Origin of the sequence: Caballeronia sp. dw_19 (assembly GCF_018449515.1) — a bacterium.
GTDB lineage: Bacteria > Pseudomonadota > Gammaproteobacteria > Burkholderiales > Burkholderiaceae > Caballeronia.
On the sequence record NZ_JAAVUQ010000043.1, the window covers coordinates 50,079 to 66,428 of the forward strand.

General features: G+C 58.6%; 14 protein-coding genes and 1 pseudogene. 12 read left to right on the forward strand and 3 right to left on the reverse strand.

Annotation, left to right across the window (positions count from 1 at the left end; genetic code table 11):
- Window positions 1–2: 2 nt before the first annotated feature.
- The 4 genes and pseudogenes from HB376_RS34805 to HB376_RS34820 all read left to right on the forward strand — a co-directional run.
- Window positions 3–446, forward strand: a pseudogene (locus tag HB376_RS34805) (efflux RND transporter permease subunit); the annotation flags it as partial.
- 102 nt (window positions 447–548) lie between these two features.
- Window positions 549–1,610, forward strand: coding sequence for a DMT family transporter (locus HB376_RS34810; protein ID WP_213768238.1), 1,062 nt, complete (start codon window positions 549–551; stop codon window positions 1,608–1,610).
- Window positions 1,611–1,717: 107 nt separating this feature from the next.
- Window positions 1,718–2,002 (forward strand): hypothetical protein, encoded by a 285-nt coding sequence (locus tag HB376_RS34815; protein WP_213768256.1) that lies wholly within the window; start codon window positions 1,718–1,720, stop codon window positions 2,000–2,002.
- 348 nt (window positions 2,003–2,350) lie between these two features.
- Window positions 2,351–2,728: a hypothetical protein gene (locus tag HB376_RS34820; RefSeq protein WP_213768239.1), complete on the forward strand. Its 378-nt coding sequence runs from the start codon at window positions 2,351–2,353 to the stop codon at window positions 2,726–2,728.
- Window positions 2,729–3,049: 321 nt separating this feature from the next.
- Here the strand turns inward: HB376_RS34820 and HB376_RS34825 are convergent, their stop codons facing one another.
- Window positions 3,050–3,832 (reverse strand): H-NS histone family protein, encoded by a 783-nt coding sequence (locus HB376_RS34825; protein ID WP_255631740.1) that lies wholly within the window; start codon window positions 3,830–3,832, stop codon window positions 3,050–3,052.
- A 284-nt stretch (window positions 3,833–4,116) separates the two neighbouring features.
- Here HB376_RS34825 and HB376_RS34830 point away from each other — a divergent pair, with 284 nt between their 5' ends.
- Window positions 4,117–4,506, forward strand: coding sequence for a hypothetical protein (locus tag HB376_RS34830; RefSeq protein WP_213768240.1), 390 nt, complete (start codon window positions 4,117–4,119; stop codon window positions 4,504–4,506).
- Window positions 4,507–4,549: 43 nt separating this feature from the next.
- Here HB376_RS34830 and HB376_RS34835 read toward each other — a convergent pair whose 3' ends face one another.
- A complete protein-coding gene (locus HB376_RS34835) occupies window positions 4,550–5,029 on the reverse strand; it encodes a DUF2934 domain-containing protein (protein WP_213768241.1) in 480 nt (159 codons plus the stop codon).
- 198 nt (window positions 5,030–5,227) lie between these two features.
- Here HB376_RS34835 and HB376_RS34840 point away from each other — a divergent pair, with 198 nt between their 5' ends.
- The 3 genes from HB376_RS34840 (at window position 5,228) to HB376_RS34850 (ending at window position 9,318) form a co-directional block, all read left to right on the forward strand.
- Entirely contained in the window at window positions 5,228–5,839 is a 612-nt protein-coding gene (locus HB376_RS34840; RefSeq protein WP_213768242.1) for a J domain-containing protein, read from the forward strand.
- 380 nt (window positions 5,840–6,219) lie between these two features.
- Window positions 6,220–8,229, forward strand: coding sequence for a bifunctional DedA family/phosphatase PAP2 family protein (locus tag HB376_RS34845; RefSeq protein ID WP_213768243.1), 2,010 nt, complete (start codon window positions 6,220–6,222; stop codon window positions 8,227–8,229).
- A 114-nt stretch (window positions 8,230–8,343) separates the two neighbouring features.
- A complete protein-coding gene (locus HB376_RS34850; RefSeq protein ID WP_213768244.1) occupies window positions 8,344–9,318 on the forward strand; it encodes a VTT domain-containing protein in 975 nt (324 codons plus the stop codon).
- 1,455 nt (window positions 9,319–10,773) lie between these two features.
- On the opposite strand, the gene HB376_RS34855 is transcribed toward HB376_RS34850, so the two are convergent.
- Entirely contained in the window at window positions 10,774–11,565 is a 792-nt protein-coding gene (locus HB376_RS34855) for an IclR family transcriptional regulator (protein WP_213768245.1), read from the reverse strand.
- Between the two features lie 358 nt (window positions 11,566–11,923).
- Here HB376_RS34855 and ugpC point away from each other — a divergent pair, with 358 nt between their 5' ends.
- The 4 genes from ugpC to HB376_RS34875 all read left to right on the forward strand — a co-directional run bounded on the left by ugpC (window position 11,924) and on the right by HB376_RS34875 (window position 16,202).
- The gene (gene ugpC / locus HB376_RS34860; protein ID WP_213768246.1) at window positions 11,924–12,988 is read left to right on the forward strand and encodes a sn-glycerol-3-phosphate ABC transporter ATP-binding protein UgpC; all 1,065 of its coding nucleotides are present in this window, start codon (window positions 11,924–11,926) and stop codon (window positions 12,986–12,988) included.
- 60 nt (window positions 12,989–13,048) lie between these two features.
- Entirely contained in the window at window positions 13,049–14,383 is a 1,335-nt protein-coding gene (locus HB376_RS34865; protein ID WP_213768247.1) for a sugar ABC transporter substrate-binding protein, read from the forward strand.
- Window positions 14,384–14,482: 99 nt separating this feature from the next.
- The gene (locus tag HB376_RS34870; protein WP_346730647.1) at window positions 14,483–15,337 is read left to right on the forward strand and encodes a sugar ABC transporter permease; all 855 of its coding nucleotides are present in this window, start codon (window positions 14,483–14,485) and stop codon (window positions 15,335–15,337) included.
- 4 nt (window positions 15,338–15,341) lie between these two features.
- Complete coding sequence (locus HB376_RS34875; RefSeq protein WP_213768249.1) at window positions 15,342–16,202, forward strand: carbohydrate ABC transporter permease; 861 nt, start codon at window positions 15,342–15,344, stop codon at window positions 16,200–16,202.
- Window positions 16,203–16,350 lie beyond the last annotated feature (148 nt).

Here is a 16,350-nt window from a genome sequence, read left to right on the forward strand (position 1 = left end):
GATTTCGCGGCATTGTCTTGCGCACTAACGACGCTGGGACGCTCATGTTGCTGGGCGATGTTGCGCGTATCCAGATTGGACCCTGGATGCGGCGTGGCATTGCCGAACTGAACGGCGAAGGGGAGGTCGCTGGTGGCGTGATCGTGATGCGCTCCGGCAAGAATGCGCTCACGACCGTCGCGGCCGTGAAAGCGAAACTCGATACGCTGAAGAAGTCGCTGCCGCCTGGAGTTGAAGTCACCACCACCTACGATAGATCCAGGCTGATCGAGGAGTTTGTCATCGTCAGCCTGGTCTGTGCGCTGTTTTTGTTCCATCTGCGAAGCGCTTTTGGCGCCATCCTGTCGTTGCCGCTGGGTGTGCTCGCAGCATTTATTGTGATGTGCAATCAGGGCGTCAACGCAAACCCGATGTCGCTCGGCGGCATTGCGGTCGCAATCGGCGCCGCTATCGTGATGGCTTGCTGGTGTGGCGGAGGAGTTCGGCGTGGTGATGTTGTTGTACCTGAAACGTTAGAATCGTAGTTAAATCCAGAGTCAGGAACACCCATGTCTGTACGCTACAACGCTGCATTCACGGCGCTTCTCGCGGCGGCGCTCTTTGGCGCGACGACCCCGCTTGTCAAGACCCTTCTTGGCACTATGTCGCCGTTCATGGTCGCGGGGTTGTTCTATTTAGGCAGCGGTGTCGGTCTGGCTGTCGCTATCACTTTCCAGCGTGTCAGGCGGTCCCAAAAGGAACGCGCTAACGAAAGCCGGATTCAGTTGGCCGAAATGCCCTGGTTGCTCGGAGCAATTGCCGCCGGTGGTATCGCCGGTCCGGTGCTCCTGATGTTCGGCCTGAGCACCACTTCAGCCGCGACGAGTTCGCTACTGCTGAATCTTGAAGGCGTATTCACGGCGGTGATCGCGTGGGTCGTGTTTCGCGAGAATGTGGATGCGCAGATTTTTCTCGGCATGGTGGCAATAGTCGCCGGCGGCGTGGCGCTCTCGTGGCAGCCGGGCGCGGCCGGTGTATCCGCCGGCGCGCTGCTGGTTGCCGCCGCGTGTGTGTGCTGGGCGATCGATAACAACCTGACGCGCAAGGTATCGACGAATGACGCCATGGTCATTGCCTGCCTGAAGGGGCTGATCGCGGGATCGGTGAATCTTTGCATTGCCCTTGTGCTCGGCGCGCATCTTCCCGGTTGGGTCGCGACGGCGGCGGCCATGTTCATCGGCCTGGCTGGATACGGTGTCAGCCTGGTCTTGTTCGTTGTCGCGTTGCGCAATCTCGGCACCGCACGCACCGGCGCATACTTTTCAGTTGCGCCGATATTCGGCGTGACGCTTTCGCTGATCCTTTGGCCGGATCTGCCTGACCCGCTGTTTTGGGTGGCCGCCGCGTTGATGGCGCTTGGCGTGTGGCTGCATATTCGTGAGCGCCACGAGCACGCCCATACGCACGTGTTGATGGACCACAATCACCGGCATCGCCACGACGAGCATCATCAACATACGCACGATTTCAAGTGGGATGGAGAGGAGCCGCACACACACCCGCATCGACACGTGCCGATGACGCACGCCCATGGACATTTCCCGGATATTCATCATCGTCACATTCATTGAGCGGCGGATTTCTTCAATTAGACATGCATTGCATCCAGCGTCCCGCCAGGCCCGTATATAAGCTTGACGCGACGCAATCCAGCACTCGCGGCTAATGGAGAAAAACCATGAACAAGGTAATGCGCAAAGCGATGTTGGCGGGTGTATCGGCGGCGTTCTTGTGCGGTTCGACGGCAGCATTCGCGCAGGGTGGCGGCAACGGGAACGGCGGCTCGGGCGGTGGTAATGCGCACAGCGCAGCAACGGCTGGAATGACGCACTGGGGCGATCCGGTTGCCGTGCCTACAAGTTCCATGCCCGGCAATATGCAAAGCCCGGGGATGGAAAACAGCGCCAGCATGGGCGCGATGCCGTCGAATGGCGCCAAGGGCGTTGCAAAGAACGCCCAGTAGGGCAATGTCATGCTGGCGGGTGCCAGGCGCCGGGAATGGTCCTCTGACGTGGTGTCGCCGCTGTTAGCCACGCATTAGCGGCATCACGATTTTAGGACCGGCCTTTATTCGCATCGATGGCATCGACTTGGTGCATGACGCCACGAAAATTTCCAGCTGAAAATGAAGCTTGGATCTGGTGCGTGACAGAAGGACGCGAAGCATGACGGCATTAGCCGCGCGCGAATTTAGCCGACGAATATGTTCCTTCGCCACGCCTTCCGCTATGTAATTCAGAGACACAATTGCGCTTGAACTAAGCAAGGTTCTTCGGCTCTTACTTAAGAATTAAGAAGCGCGGAGAATCACATGCTTAAGCCAATTGCATTGTTCGCATTATTCGTACTTGTTGGGTCTCTAGGCGGCTGTGCCGTTGCGCCGGGTTATGGCTATGGATACGACGGCTATGGATACGGTGACCCTTACGCAACGGATTATTCGGGGCCGTACTACTCTGGTTATCCGGCTGTTTACGGCGGTGGTGTCTATGTCGGCGGTGGTGGCGGCTGGTACGGCGGCCACTACTATAACCATGGTGCTAACTGGCATGGTTGGAACCACGGGTATGGCGGCTATCACGGCGGCTATGGCCACGGTGGCGGCTACGGGCATGGCGGTGGTGGCGGACAGTGGCAGGGCGGTGGCGGGCACGCCGGCGGCGGAGGGCACGGCGGTGGCCGCGGCTAAGAATGGCGCCAATCACGTGACCGTTAGCCTGATGTGACAGCGTCTGATGCGTGCTGCTTGCCGGACGCTTTGTCAGTAATCAAACATCCAGCGAACCTGCGTGGCTTGACTGCGTCAGGCGTTCATGCCAAAACACAGCAAGCGGAGCGAGCGTCAGCGTCGCACCGCATGCTGCGCATTCCGGTAAAGCTTCTCTGCTGTTCTCAGAGGCCCGGTCAAATTTCCAGGCTGGGCCCGCAGTTGAACGACGCCAAACGGAAATCAAAATATTCAAGCCTGGCGAGCCCTTCGGTTATCAATGAAGGGCGCTTTGGTTTTTCGTTAAACCGCAGGCGTAACCGCTACCGTCGATGCAGAATCCTGGCTAGCCGCCGGCGTCTTGCTAGCGGCGGTTGCTGACTTCTTCGCCAACACGCGTTTCACGGGCGTTTTCTTGGCGGCTGCTTTTTTCGCGGGGACATTCGCTACAGTCGCACTCTTGGCCGACGCTTTCTTGGCGGCAATTTTCTTTGCCGGCGCCTTTTCGCTTAGCGTCTTAGCCGCCGCTTTTTTGACCGTCACTTTCTTTGACGCCTTCTTGCTGGCAGGTTTTGTCGCGCTTGCGACAAGGGCATGGCTGTCGCTGTGGCCATCGATCAGGAATTTCGTACGGTCCCGGACGTCCTTGATCCAAAGCGGCGGGCGTGCCCAGCCACTCCACGTTTCACCGGTCTTGGGATTGCGATACTTGGCGGGCAGCTTTGGCTTTGCCGCCGCTTTGACCTTGGCGCCACGCTTGGACGTTTTGCCCGCAGGCCGCCCGCGCGGCTTCTTCGTGGATGAATGCGCGTCAATATCAGCGGTGGTCAGTCCATGCTGTTCCATGAGCTTGCGGATGTCGTCGAGCACGGATTGCGCGCGCTTGGCGATCATTACTTCCGCTTGCGCCTGCAGCTTTTTCAGCTTGGCTTGAATCTGTTCCAGAGTCGGCATTATGGTTTCCTTAAGAGTGATTGCCCGCACTATGCCATGCGTTCTCTGATTTCGGAAGCGGGTAATAGAGCTTGGCATTAAAGGCACGCGTCTCTTAATACAGTTTGTTTCAATCCGTGACAAAAAGACCAAGCTTTTAGGCCTCGCGCGTTGAATGCTTAGGGTTAGATTCGCTTGGCTTGCAGCGCATTAAAAATGGGAGAAGCGCGGGGCTTTAACACTCTGCGCTGCGTTATGCCGCCGCACGATTCCGGCATTGGTCAGGCGCGGATGTAAATGCGCAGGATATCGATGAAGGTTTGTGAAACGCGGGGACAACGACCTATTGATCGCGCGAGTAGTGAAGGGGGCGAACGTCCGGCTGCCATGATTGCCCTAAGGACGAGCCGAACGCGTAGAGAAGTAATAGAGGTGCCTTGATCAGAGAGGTGCTGCTTAACGGCCTTGATAACGGCCTTGATCTGTTCGATCGGCAAGCCGCCAATGCTGTGTCGCGCAGGAGTTCCTGCGAACGCTCGCTGGCGATCTCTAATACCGATGAGGCGGCGGTCGATGGCGCGGCGGCGGGCGATGATGATGGTGTCTCGGCGGCGGCAGCGGACGGCAGCGCCGCACATAATGACCATGGACCCAGACCCGCCGGCATTCCTGCCGCGGACGGGCGTCCGCCACCGTGGGTAAGGCGGCGCTCGCTGCAGCGGTCAACAGGACGACCGCGAGAAATCTTCGCATACGTGCTCCACAAAAATACGAACAGAATCATTGACTCGCCGATGCACTATCCGGCAATAAAAACGCACGTGTGATTTCACCCCGAGACTGGCGTCCCAGGCAAAACACGGCACCCTGCTACTTCTTCGGGGTCTTCGAAACCTTTGCCGCGGCTTTGACTGCTGGCTTCTTGGCGGGTTTCTCTCCAGCCTCGGCGATCGCTTTTGGCTTGGCCGCGGACTTCACGGACTTGGGCTTTTTCGGCGCTATATCAGTGTCGGCAGTCTCGGGTTTGGCTGCCGTCCTGGTCGCCGTCTTGCGTGCAACCTTGGCGCTGGTTTTTGCGTCAGCTTTGGACTTGGCCTTTGGCGTTTTGACGCTGTCCTCGCCGGCAAGCGTCGCTTTCGACTTCGTCTTGACCGGCTTCTTTGCGGGCTGCGCGGCAACCGTGTCCGTTTCGTTTGCTTCATGGGGCGGTATGACGGGGGCAAGCGCTTGTTCTAGCAAGACGCGTGCTTTCTCCCAATGCTCCGTAGACCGTCCTTCTGGACGACCGTCCGCTTCCCATAGATGGTATGCCTGCAAACGAAGCTTTTCTTCCAAAGATTTGTTGTGCATTCCATTAACCATTTCGCGTATTCGAGCGTTCATGTTACAGGAGCGTTGCTCCGCTTGTGAACGGGCGGAGGGCGCATTGAGCGCGCTGCTTGAGCGTGGAGTTCATCTGGGCACGACGCGCGGTCAGATCTTGCCACGCTATAAAAATGTCTTTTTTCCCGTGCTAGGATGTCTCGCGGATAAGTTTGAGGTATCGCGATGACAACCTTATATGACACCTTGTCCGTCCCGGAAAATGCGACGGCTGAAGAGATAAAACGGGCTTACCGGAAGGCGGTCATGCGTTGGCATCCGGATCGCAATGCCGGTCAGGAGCAGGCTGCGCGAGCCGCATTTCTCGACATTCGAAATGCTTACGCAATTCTGTCCGATCCCGCGCAAAGGCAGGTCTACGACTCCGTTTTTGCTGAGGAAATGAAGCGGCAGGAAGCGCAGCGGTTGCGTGAGGAACAGGAGCAGGCTGAACGCGACGCCGCGGTGCGCGCCGCGCAGGAAGCGAAGTATGCCGACCGAGTCGCGCTCGCGATGCGCTTCGCGACGCAGGGCTATAACCGTGACGTCGTCCGCGGCGTGTTGCTGGCCCACGATTGCAGCGACGACCTTGCATGCCGTATCGCCGATAGCGCCCTTGCGCTGCACGCATCCAGGCAGTCCGACGCTGAATCGGCGGAGCCAGAAGAGGTAGCTCCCGATATGCACGGCGCGCACGGCACACACAACGCGCAGCAAGAAGAGGACCCGGCGCCTGCGGATCGCGTGCGTTCGTTTTCCGATATCTGGCTGCCCTTCTGGAACGTGCTGCGATCATGACCGCTCGCGCCCGGCAGGTCGTAGTCTTGCTACCTACCTCCTCTGAATCGGATCTGTCGGAGCCCCGCAAAATTCATCTTAAGCTTATAAGCTTAAGCGACGCTGTGCCGGTATCCGTCTGGTCCGCTTATGGCTCGCTTGTGCGCTCTCACGCGCCAGGACGCTGGGCCGCCCTGACTCGGGGCAGGATCCTTCCATGTCACGCGCTCCACGCCAAACGAGACAGGCGAACGGTATCGGCGCAATAACGGTGTCGCAGGAACATACTCGCCATTCAAACCAGCATCATGCAGGCAATACGGCGAGATTCAACACCGCTTCTAGCCTCGCGGGAACAGTCTTAAAATCTGCTGAAAGGAAAGTACGGCCCGGAGACGTCGATGGAGCATGCCTACTTCAAATTGCTGCATCTGCTTTCGGGCCATCCTGAATGGGCGCTCACGGTCGTATTGCTTGCAGCGTTTTTCGAATCCATTGCATTTATCGGCACGTTTGTTCCGGGCAGCACCGCCATGTTCGTGGCAGGCGCGCTGGTCGGTACCGGCTCGCTCAACCTCGGCTGGGTATTCGCCTGCGCCCTCGTGGGGGCCGTGGCAGGCGATGCCGCTAGCTACTGGTTCGGCTGCAGCCACAAGGAAACCATCGCGAAGCTGTGGCCGTTCCGCGCGCACCCCGGCATGCTGACGGCGGGGCAGCGCTACTTCGAGGCGCACGGGGTAAAAAGCGTGATCTTCGCGCGCTTTATTGCGCCGCTGCGCGCGGTCGTTCCCGTCGTAGCGGGCATGATGGGGATGCGGCCCCTGCGATTCCTGGTGATCAACATCATCTCGGCGCTTGTCTGGGCGCCCGTGCATATCCTTCCGGGCGTTGTCTTCGGGGCATCGATCGAACTGGCGGGCGCCGTGTCCTTCCGGCTCGTCGCGGTGCTTGCCATCCTGGTCGCCGCGACCTGGCTGACCTTCAGGCTGACGAGTCTCGTCGTGTCGCACGCACGGGCGTGGACGGACTCCTCGCGCAGAAATCTGCTGCTTTGGGCGCGTCATCACCCTGGCGCAATTGGCCGGGTAGTGCTCGGTATCCTTGACCCCAAGCATCAGGCCGCCGCGCTTATCGCGGTGATCTCGGTGCTGCTGCTTGCTTCAGCCACCGTGTTCTTTTCCACGCTCCACGGCGTCTCGCGCGGCGACCCGTTGGTTCAAGTCGATGTGTCCGTTTATCGATTCCTGCAATCGTTCCGATCGTCATGGGGCGACGCCGTCCTGGCGGTGCTCGCCACGCTGGGCAGCGTGCCGACACTCGCCGCGCTAACGGCGTTGGTCGTCGTATGGATGACGTTTGAACGCCGTTGGCGCACGGTTGCTTACTGGCTGACTGCCGTCGTGTTTTCCCAGCTATTGATCCTGGCAATCCAGATCACGATCCAGCGCCCGCTTCCGGGCGCGGTAGCGTCCAGCTTGCGTGGATTCCCGAGCAATCACGTTGCTGCCAGTGTTGTGATCTACGGCTTTCTCTCGTTCTTGCTGGCGCGCCGGGTGGGGGCAGTGGCGAGGGTATTCGTCGCGATGGCGACCATCGCCGTGCTGGTTTCGGTTGCGTTCTCGGGCCTTTATTTCGGCCACTTCACTTTCTCCGATGCGGTCGGCGGCGCCGCACTTGCCGCTACCTGGGTCTTTCTCGTCGCGCTTACCGCGGTGTGGCGATACCCCGCGAAACCGGCGCCCCGCGCCATGATGCCGGTCACCGTCCTCGTGGTTGTATGCGCGAGCGTCACGTTGCAGCTCAGGACGAGCCTTGACGCGATGGCGGTCGAAGCGACGCCGCCGGTTATCGTGGTGACGCCGTTGCGATGGATGGATACCGTGTGGCGGACCTTTTCTTGCTATCGCTCAAGCATGGACGGTGACCGGCTTGAACCTATCACCATTCAATGGACCGCAACGTCGGGGGAGATCAGGGCTCAATTGGAGCGCCGTGGGTGGGCGGAAGGTACGCATTTATCGGCGCATAGCATCTTGTCTCTCGTTTCTCCAGACGTGGCGGCTACGGCGCTTCCCGTGTTGCCGAGGTTGAACAATGGCGAACCATCGGTGCTGGTTTTCACGCGGGCTCACATGAGCGCGGACGAGCGCGACGTCTTGCGATTCTGGCCGACGCAGTACGCGGTGACGCATCGGGGCGGATTGCCACCCACGCCTATCTGGCTCGGCTCGCTCGTCCACGAACGATTGCTGCGGCCGTCGTGGCCGTTCAATGTGTTGCGTCCGGACAAGCGGATCGAGCCGATGATCGCAGGCCACGGGGAAGAATCGCCGTGGCGAGGCCTGGAGGTGGCGAGCAGCGCAGGCTGCGGTGGTATCCCGGTGACGCTGGTGGCATCCGAGGGGCAATGAGTCATTAAGCGATGAAATGTGATGTCGATCCTGCACTCATGTGGCGATGAGCTTTAAACGCACTGAAACACAAGCGGCGGCCGGACGATACCGAACGCTTCAGGAGGCGAGTACTTGATACAAATTCCACCCTCGGCAATTGAGAACTGGGGAAGTGCGGCAGTCTTTGTCAATGTGCTGGTCACGCGGCTGGGTGTGCCGCTGCCGGCTATCCCTGTGCTCGTCTTCGCCGGCTCCGCGATTGCGGGCGGGAGCCTGGTTTTTTCTCACGTGCTGTGCGCGGCGGTAGTCGCTGCATTGCTTGGCGATGGTGTTTGGTTTTTCGCGGGGCGCATCTATGGCCGGCGCCTGACCGACTTTCTCGGACGTATGTCGTTATCGCTCGATGCAAGCGTGCGTACCACGCGTGCCTTGTTCGAACGTTTTGGCGTGGCGATCGTGGCGGTGTCGAAGTTCGTTCCCGGCCTTGCGCTCATTACGCCGCCGCTGATGGGCACCACCCTGATCGCGCCAGCCGTTTTTGTCGCGTGGGACGCGTTAGGCACAGTCGCCTGGGCTTCGTTCTGGTTGCTCGGCGGCGCGTTGTTCGAGCGGCAGCTCGGGTTGTTGCTGAGTGTGCTCAGGCCTCACGGGGGATCGATACTCGACGTGTTGTTCACCGCCGCCGTTCTTTATCTGACGTATCGGTACCTGTTGCGCTGGCGTTTCAGGAAGTGGCTGAGCCGCAGGATCGTCTCGCCCGAGCGGCTCAACCGGATGATGCGCTCAAGCACGCCGCCTTTGGTTCTCGATGCGCGTCCTGTTTCGGTCCGGCGCGACGAGTCGTATCGAATCCCTGGGGCGTTGCTGCTTGATGTTGAATCGCTGGAGACCATGGATGCGAATCTTTCGGCGAGCAACATTGTTGTGTACGGGATGCATCCGAATGATGCGACGGCCAGGAAGGTTCGCAAGCAGTTGCTGCGGAGAAACGTCGTGAACGTTCGCGTCTTATACGGCGGCCTGGACGAGTGGGTGCGCCGCGGATATGCGGTCGAGCCGTTGCCGCCGGAGTTGAACCTGTTCACTGCATCGATGGCGCGGTTTTAGTGCGTCGCTCGTTTGGATCGGCTCGTGTGCGGCTTCCGCGAGCGCATGTACGCACATTTGTATGCCTGCTTTAGTAGGGATGCGCGTCGCGAAATCTCGTGGCTAAATGAGCCTAACGATTCGAACAAAAAAGTCCTAAGCTAACCGAAGCAAATAAAAAAATGGCCGTGCTGCGTACAAACGTTTGCGTGGCCGCTATCGGAATTCCAAGGGATCAGACGGGGACAAGCTGACACTGAAGTTCAGCGGAGGTAGCCGGTGAAAACGCGACGGGATGGAATAACGGGGGCGTTCAACCGGTAAGTTAAAAGAAGCGGCAAGTGAAAAGAAGCGAATTAAATAGTTAACGAGGGGAGAGGTGGCGTGCCGGCGGCTAGGCGTGGCGAGACGCCTGGTCGTCGGATGCGCTGCGATTTTTTGTTTAAAGGTTTTTGCGGGATTGGGGTTCGTTCGCACTCGGGGGGCGGTTCTCGGGTTAGTGGTCGGGGTTTATGCCGGGTTGCTGCTTTCAGCGTTAGTGGTCTGCGAGAGTCGGATTTTCTCTTTATCACTATTAGCCACTGTGCGTGGCGGCACGTCATTTCTTTGTCCAAAGCGACAAAGAAACGAAGCAAAGAAAGCGCTTTTAAACCACGCTACCCTAAGTGTCCACAGCGTGCAGTTTTGATTCATAGGTGCCCCAAAAGCACGGTGCTCGCCAGAGCGGAGGATGTGTGAACCCCTCCTTCTCGCGAATCCTGACATGAACACGCTTCGCCACCAGTGCTCTCGGGCAAGCACGATTTGTCTACGGATTCGAGCAGCCCTATGCGTTCTGGCTGTTGAGTTTATTCGTGAGTCGGTTGCTTGTTCTGCGCCGCTATCGTGGTGGACTACATGACCGGTGCATATTTGAGGCTTCATCTTTTTGTAGGTTGATTGCGTGGCCTGCATGTTATTTTTGTTCGTTATGGGCCTCACGTATCTTCGTGACCTCGTTTCTTGGTGGGTTGGCGACGTGGTTCGAGGCGCGTACACATTTGGTGGTGGTCGTCCGCGGATAGCGCGGGGTGCTCCTTGGGCAGGTTCAATCACTGGTGGCGAAGCGTGTGGGTATCGGTGTTCGGAGAAGGAGGATTTCACACATCGGTGGCTCTGGCGAGCACCGTGCTTTTGGGGCACCTATGAATCAAAACTGCACGCTGTGGACACTTAGGGTAGCGTGGTTTGAAAGCGTTTTCTTTGCTTCGTTTCTTTGTCGCTTTGGACAAAGAAATGACGTGCCGCCACGCACAGTGGCTAATAGTGATAAAGAGAAAATCCGACTCTTGCAGACCACTAAGGCCGAAAGCACCAACCCGGCACTGACCCCGACCGCTAACCCAGAACCGACCACCCCGGCACCGCCCCCGACCACTAACACCAAAACCACCACCCCAGTCCCCACCGAGTGCGAACGAAACCCAAGGCCGCGATTCAACTCCCCGCTACTCCCGGCTCCCAATACACATTTAGCCCCATTAACTCGGTCAGCGTTTGCGCCGCCGCTTTCATCCGCTCCCCAACCTCGCTCATGGCAGGTACCGGCGCTTGATCAATGCGTTCTATGAACGGCGTGGTCAGTGAAGCAATCGCATGTCCGTTTCGTCCAAACACAGGGTAGGCGAGATTCTTGACGCCCCTGACCTGGCGGCTAGGCATGCGCGCATGTCCACGTTCCCTAATCCGCGTCAGATCCGCGGCAAGCTGTTTCGCGTCGACCGGAAGTTCGCCATCGACCGGGACGTGCAGCTTAAGCATCCGCTTGCGTTCCAGTTCTTCCTGGAACGCCATCAGCACTTGTCCCGAAGCGGTATCGGTCATACCGATCAGCGTGCCCACCTTCAACGAAAAGCCCCAGCGTTCAGGACTCTCGACCCCCGCGACAATCAACACGCGCCCGTCCTGGTACACGCACAGGTGGAACGACTGACGGACGTCGTTGGCCAGTTGCGTCATCAACGGCAGCGCGGTGGTCACCAGCGATCGCACTGGCTGATGCCGATGCGCAAGCTGGAACAGCAACAACGACAACACATACCGGTCACCTATCGCCAGCAGATATCCGCGCGTCTCCAACGTGACGACCATGCGAAAAATCTCTGCGGTCGTACGCCCGAGCGTCTTCCCCAGGTCAGCCAGTGACAAGCCCTCCGGATGACTCGCCAGCAGCTCGATGATGTCCAGCCCCTTTTCGAGCGCTGGCGCCGAATATCGCGTGTTGTCCAAAATCTCTCCTTGCTCTCAAGCCAGATGTCCGTCTTCAACCGGTCTCAACGTGACGAGATCCGGCAACCGCATGGCGTGATTGTAGATCGTCGAACCCTTGCGTTTGACGCCATCGTCGATGGAAAACGAGGGCATGGGGTCATCGGGAAAACACTGACGAAAATTCATGTATGAAATAACGTTTTATCTTTAAAATGATTTGCATCGCTGGAAAAGTGGTTCGCAAGACGTGCGAGACACGAGATCCGCAACGCGGAGTGATTCGCATGGGACCAGAGTAAGGCGTATGGGACCGGAGTAAGCGCTGAAGCGCTAACTCTGGCCGACACGCCAACTCTGATCGACAAAGGGGACGCTGATGGCTGAAGTGGCATTCAAACAGGTGCAGAAATCGTTCGGCGCCGTACAGGTGTTGAAGCAGATCGACCTGACCGTGGCCGACGGCGAGTTCCTCGTGCTCGTGGGACCGAGCGGGTGCGGCAAGTCGACATTGCTGCGTGCGCTGGCGGGACTGGAAGGCGTGACGCACGGACGGATTCTGATCGACGGCCGCGTGGTCAACGACTTGCCGCCGAAGGACCGGGACATCGCGATGGTGTTCCAGAACTACGCGCTGTATCCGCACATGAGCGTGTTGGAGAACCTTACATTCGCGCTGAAATTGCGCGACCTGAAGCCCGATGAAATCGCGGCGCGGGCGAATCAGGCGGCGACCATTCTTGGACTCCAGGACTTGCTCGGCCGATATCCGCGCCACCTGTCCGGCGGCCAGCGTCAACGGGTGGCGATGGGACGCGCGATCGTGCGTGACCCTAAGGTGTTCCTCTTCGACGAGCCGTTGTCGAACCTCGACGCGAAGCTACGCGTGCAAATGCGCGCGGAGATCAAGGCGTTGCACCAGCGCCTGCGCGCAACGACGGTCTACGTGACGCACGATCAGATTGAAGCAATGACGATGGCGGACCGCATCGTCGTGTTGAACGGCGGCGCGATCGAGCAGATTGGTGCGCCGCTCGAACTCTACGATGACCCCGACAACCTGTTTGTCGCGAGTTTTATCGGCTCGCCTTCCATGAATCTCTTTAGCGGCCGCTACGAGTTGCAAAACGATGGCGCGCGGGTTCGCATTGGCGACTTCTCGATACAAGTGCCCGTGGTGAACGCTAAAGACGGCCAAGAGGTAACGGTCGGCGTGCGGCCCGAGCATCTTGTGGTGGCGCAGACGGGTGGCATTCCATTCAATGTCGATGTAGTCGAACCGACCGGCGCGTCCACCGAGTTATTCGGCACGGTCGCGGGACAGCGCTGTTGCGTCATCGTGAATGGCCGTTTGTTGCTGCGTCCGGAACAGGGCATCCGCCTTGAGGCCGAGCTTGCGAACACACTCGTCTTCGATACAAACACCAGCCGCAGGCTGCGCTAGAACAAACCAAACACAAGCCGTATCGCCCGACGTCACGGCACATAACAAAGGAGATGAATCATGGTTAGGGATTCGATGAAAACCGGCCTCAAGATCGCCGTGTCGGTACTGGCCTTGGCGGGTCTAGTGGCCACGACCGCGGCACGCGCCGATAACGAATACAAGGGCTATACGCTACGCGTCAAGTTGATCGGTGGCGTGCAATATGAAGCGCTGTATACGCGCATTCCGCTATGGGAAAAAGAGACCGGCGCGAAGGTCGAGATCGTCTCGCGCAAGAGTCATTTCGAACTGGATCGTGAGTTGAAGCAGGACATTGCTTCGCAGCATATCGACTATTGCGTGTCGTCGAATCATACGAATTTTTCCGCGCAATATCCCATCTTCCGCGACCTCAAGGGTTTGTTCCCGCCAAGCTATCTCGCCGCGTTCGCGCCTGCTTTGCTGAAGCAGTCCGAGGTGAAGGGGCAGCTTGTCCAGATTCCGCGATCAACGGATATCGAAGCGCTCTATTACAACAAGACCACTTACGCCGATCCGGCGAATCGTGACGCGTACAAGAAGAAATTCGGCGAGGACCTTGCGCCTCCGAAGACCTTCGCCGAGTTCACGCAGCAGGCAACATTCTTCACGAAGGCGCCGAACTTCTACGGCACGCAATTCCCGGGCAAGGATGAAGCACTGACGGGCACGTTCTACTCGTTGCTGGTAGCGAACGGCGGCCAGTTACTCGATGCCAAGATGCAACCCACGTTCAATTCGCCGGTAGGCGTGAAGACGCTCGACTGGTTCGTGAATCTATACAAAGCGGGCGTGGTGCCAAAGGGCGTGCCGAGCTACGTCTGGGACGATCTTGGCAACAACTTCGCGTCGGGCAAGGTGGCACTCGATCTCGACTGGCCGGGTTTCGCATCGTTCTATAACGATCCGAAAACGTCGAAGCTCGCCGGCAACGTGGGTGTAGTTCGTGCGCCGCTGGGCGCGGCCAACAAGCGGCCGGGCTGGTCGGGTTCGCATAGCTTCTCGATCACGAAAGTGTGCGCACGGCCGGAGGTGGCGGCGAGCTTCATTCAGTTCCTGACGAGCAAGGATTCGCAGATGGTCGAAGCGCGCCTCGGCTCGATTCCTTCGCGTATCGATGCGCAGCAGGCCATCGTGCAGGAGTTCAAGGCGAAGAATGACCATTTTATGGCGGACGCAGTAGCGACCTTCAGCCAGGCCGCGAAGGAAGACTCGTTCACCCCGCCGCGCGTCGCGCAATGGAATGAGATTTCCAACGCGCTGTGGCCAGAATTGCAGAAGGCGATCATCGGCGACGAAACCTCGCAGCAGGCGCTCGACAACGCGGCGAAGAAGGTCGCGGACATCATGCAGGACGCGGCCGACAACCAGTAACCAGCGATCAACATGCAATCCAACACGCCTTACTCGATCGGCAGCGAGCCAGCTCTCGCCACACCGCGCAGACGGATACCGCTGCCGATCAAGCTGCTGATGCCTGCGTTCCTGGCGGTCGGGATCGTGGTGATCCTGCCGCTGTTGTTCTCGTTCTATACGAGCTTCACGGCGTATCGGTTGACCGACCCTGACACGCTTTCGCACTGGATCGGCTGGCGTAACTACGAACGTGCGTTTGCGAATGGCGACTTCTGGGCCGCGTTCGGCCGCACGATCCTGTTCCTCACCATTGCGCTGAATCTTGAACTGCTGCTGGGTCTTGGCGTGGCGTTGCTGCTCAATCAGGTGACGAGAGGCCAGCGCGCGTTACGCACGGTGATGATGTTCCCGATGATGTTCTCGCCCGTGCTCGTCGGCTTCCAGTTCAAGTTCATGCTCAACGACAGCACGGGTATTGTGAACAACCTGATGCAGACGCTATTCGGCGCGAAGTCGGCGTTCCCGTTTCTCGTCAATGCCAACTCCGCGCTCGCGTCGCTGATTGCGGCTGAGGTATGGAACTCGACGCCGATTTTCGCGGTGATCCTGCTCGCCGGTTTGATGGCGCTGCCGAAAGATCCGATAGAGGCATCGAAGGTGGATGGCTGCACCTCGTGGCAGACGTTCCGCTATGTGACGTTGCCGTACCTGATGCCGTTTATCTATATCTCCATGACGATCCGTTCGCTTGATGTAGGCCGGGCCTACGACATCGTGCGGATCATGACGAACGGCGGTCCGGGCGGACGCACGGAATTGCTCTGGACGATGGTCGGACGCATTGCCTACGACGACTCGCGCATGGGTTATGCCAATGCGATTGCGTATGTCTCGGTGCTGGTGTCCATTCTCTTCACGCTGTACTTCTTCCGCAAGTTGAGCGGCGCGCGCAAACACATGGGGCCTGCCTGACATCATGAGCGATATGGCAATCAAGGGTGCGTTCGTGCGCAAGTCTGCGCTGTGGTTCGGCGTGTTTATCGTGATGGCGATCATCTGCTTGCCGGGGCTTTGGGTCGTGCTCAATGCGTTCCGTTCGAACGTGGCGATTTTGTCGAACCAATCGCCGCTGGTCGGTGCGAGCTACACGCTTGATAACTTCAGGAGCATGTTCGGGTACGGGCAAATGGCGTCGCTGCCCATAAGCCAGTACTTCGTAAATTCGCTGATTATTTCTTGCGTGAGTACGATCGCTGCGCTTGCCGTTGGCGTGCTTGGCGGTTATGCGTTCGCGCGTTTCGAGTTCAGGCACAAGAAGGTCATGTTCGTGGCGCTGATGCTCACGCGCGCAATTCCGGGCATTGCGTTGTCGTTGCCTATTTTTATGCTTTGGGCGTGGACTGGTTTGCTCGATACGCGCATTGGCGTGATCCTCGTTTATCTCGCGATGAATGTACCGTTTACCGTATGGCTCATCGATGGCTTCTTTCGCGAGGTGCCGATCGAGTTGTCGCAGGCGGCGCAGATCGATGGATGCAACCGCTGGCAGGCGTTTTGGCGCATTGAGTTGCCGTTGGCAAAAAGCGGGATTGCATCGGCAGGGATCTTCGCGTTTCTCACTAGCTGGAATGAATTTGCACTGGCCACGCAATTGTGCCGAAGCCCCGATACGAAGACGCTGCCCGTCGGGCTGATGGACTTTACCGCGCAGTTTTCGGTCGACTGGGCCGGCATGTGCGCGATGGCCGTGATTATTATTATTCCGGCGATCGTGTTGACGTTCATCGTGCAAAAACATCTGATCGCAGGGTTGACGCTGGGTGGGGTGAAAGGTTGAAGGGGAATGGGGCGGCAGCGATGGGCGGAGTCAATGCCGGGGTGGGCGGTTCTGGGGTTAGTGGTCGGAGTCTATGCCGGGTTGGTGCTTTCAATGTCAGTGGTCTGCGAGAGTCGGATTTTCTCTTTATCACTATTAGCCACTGTGC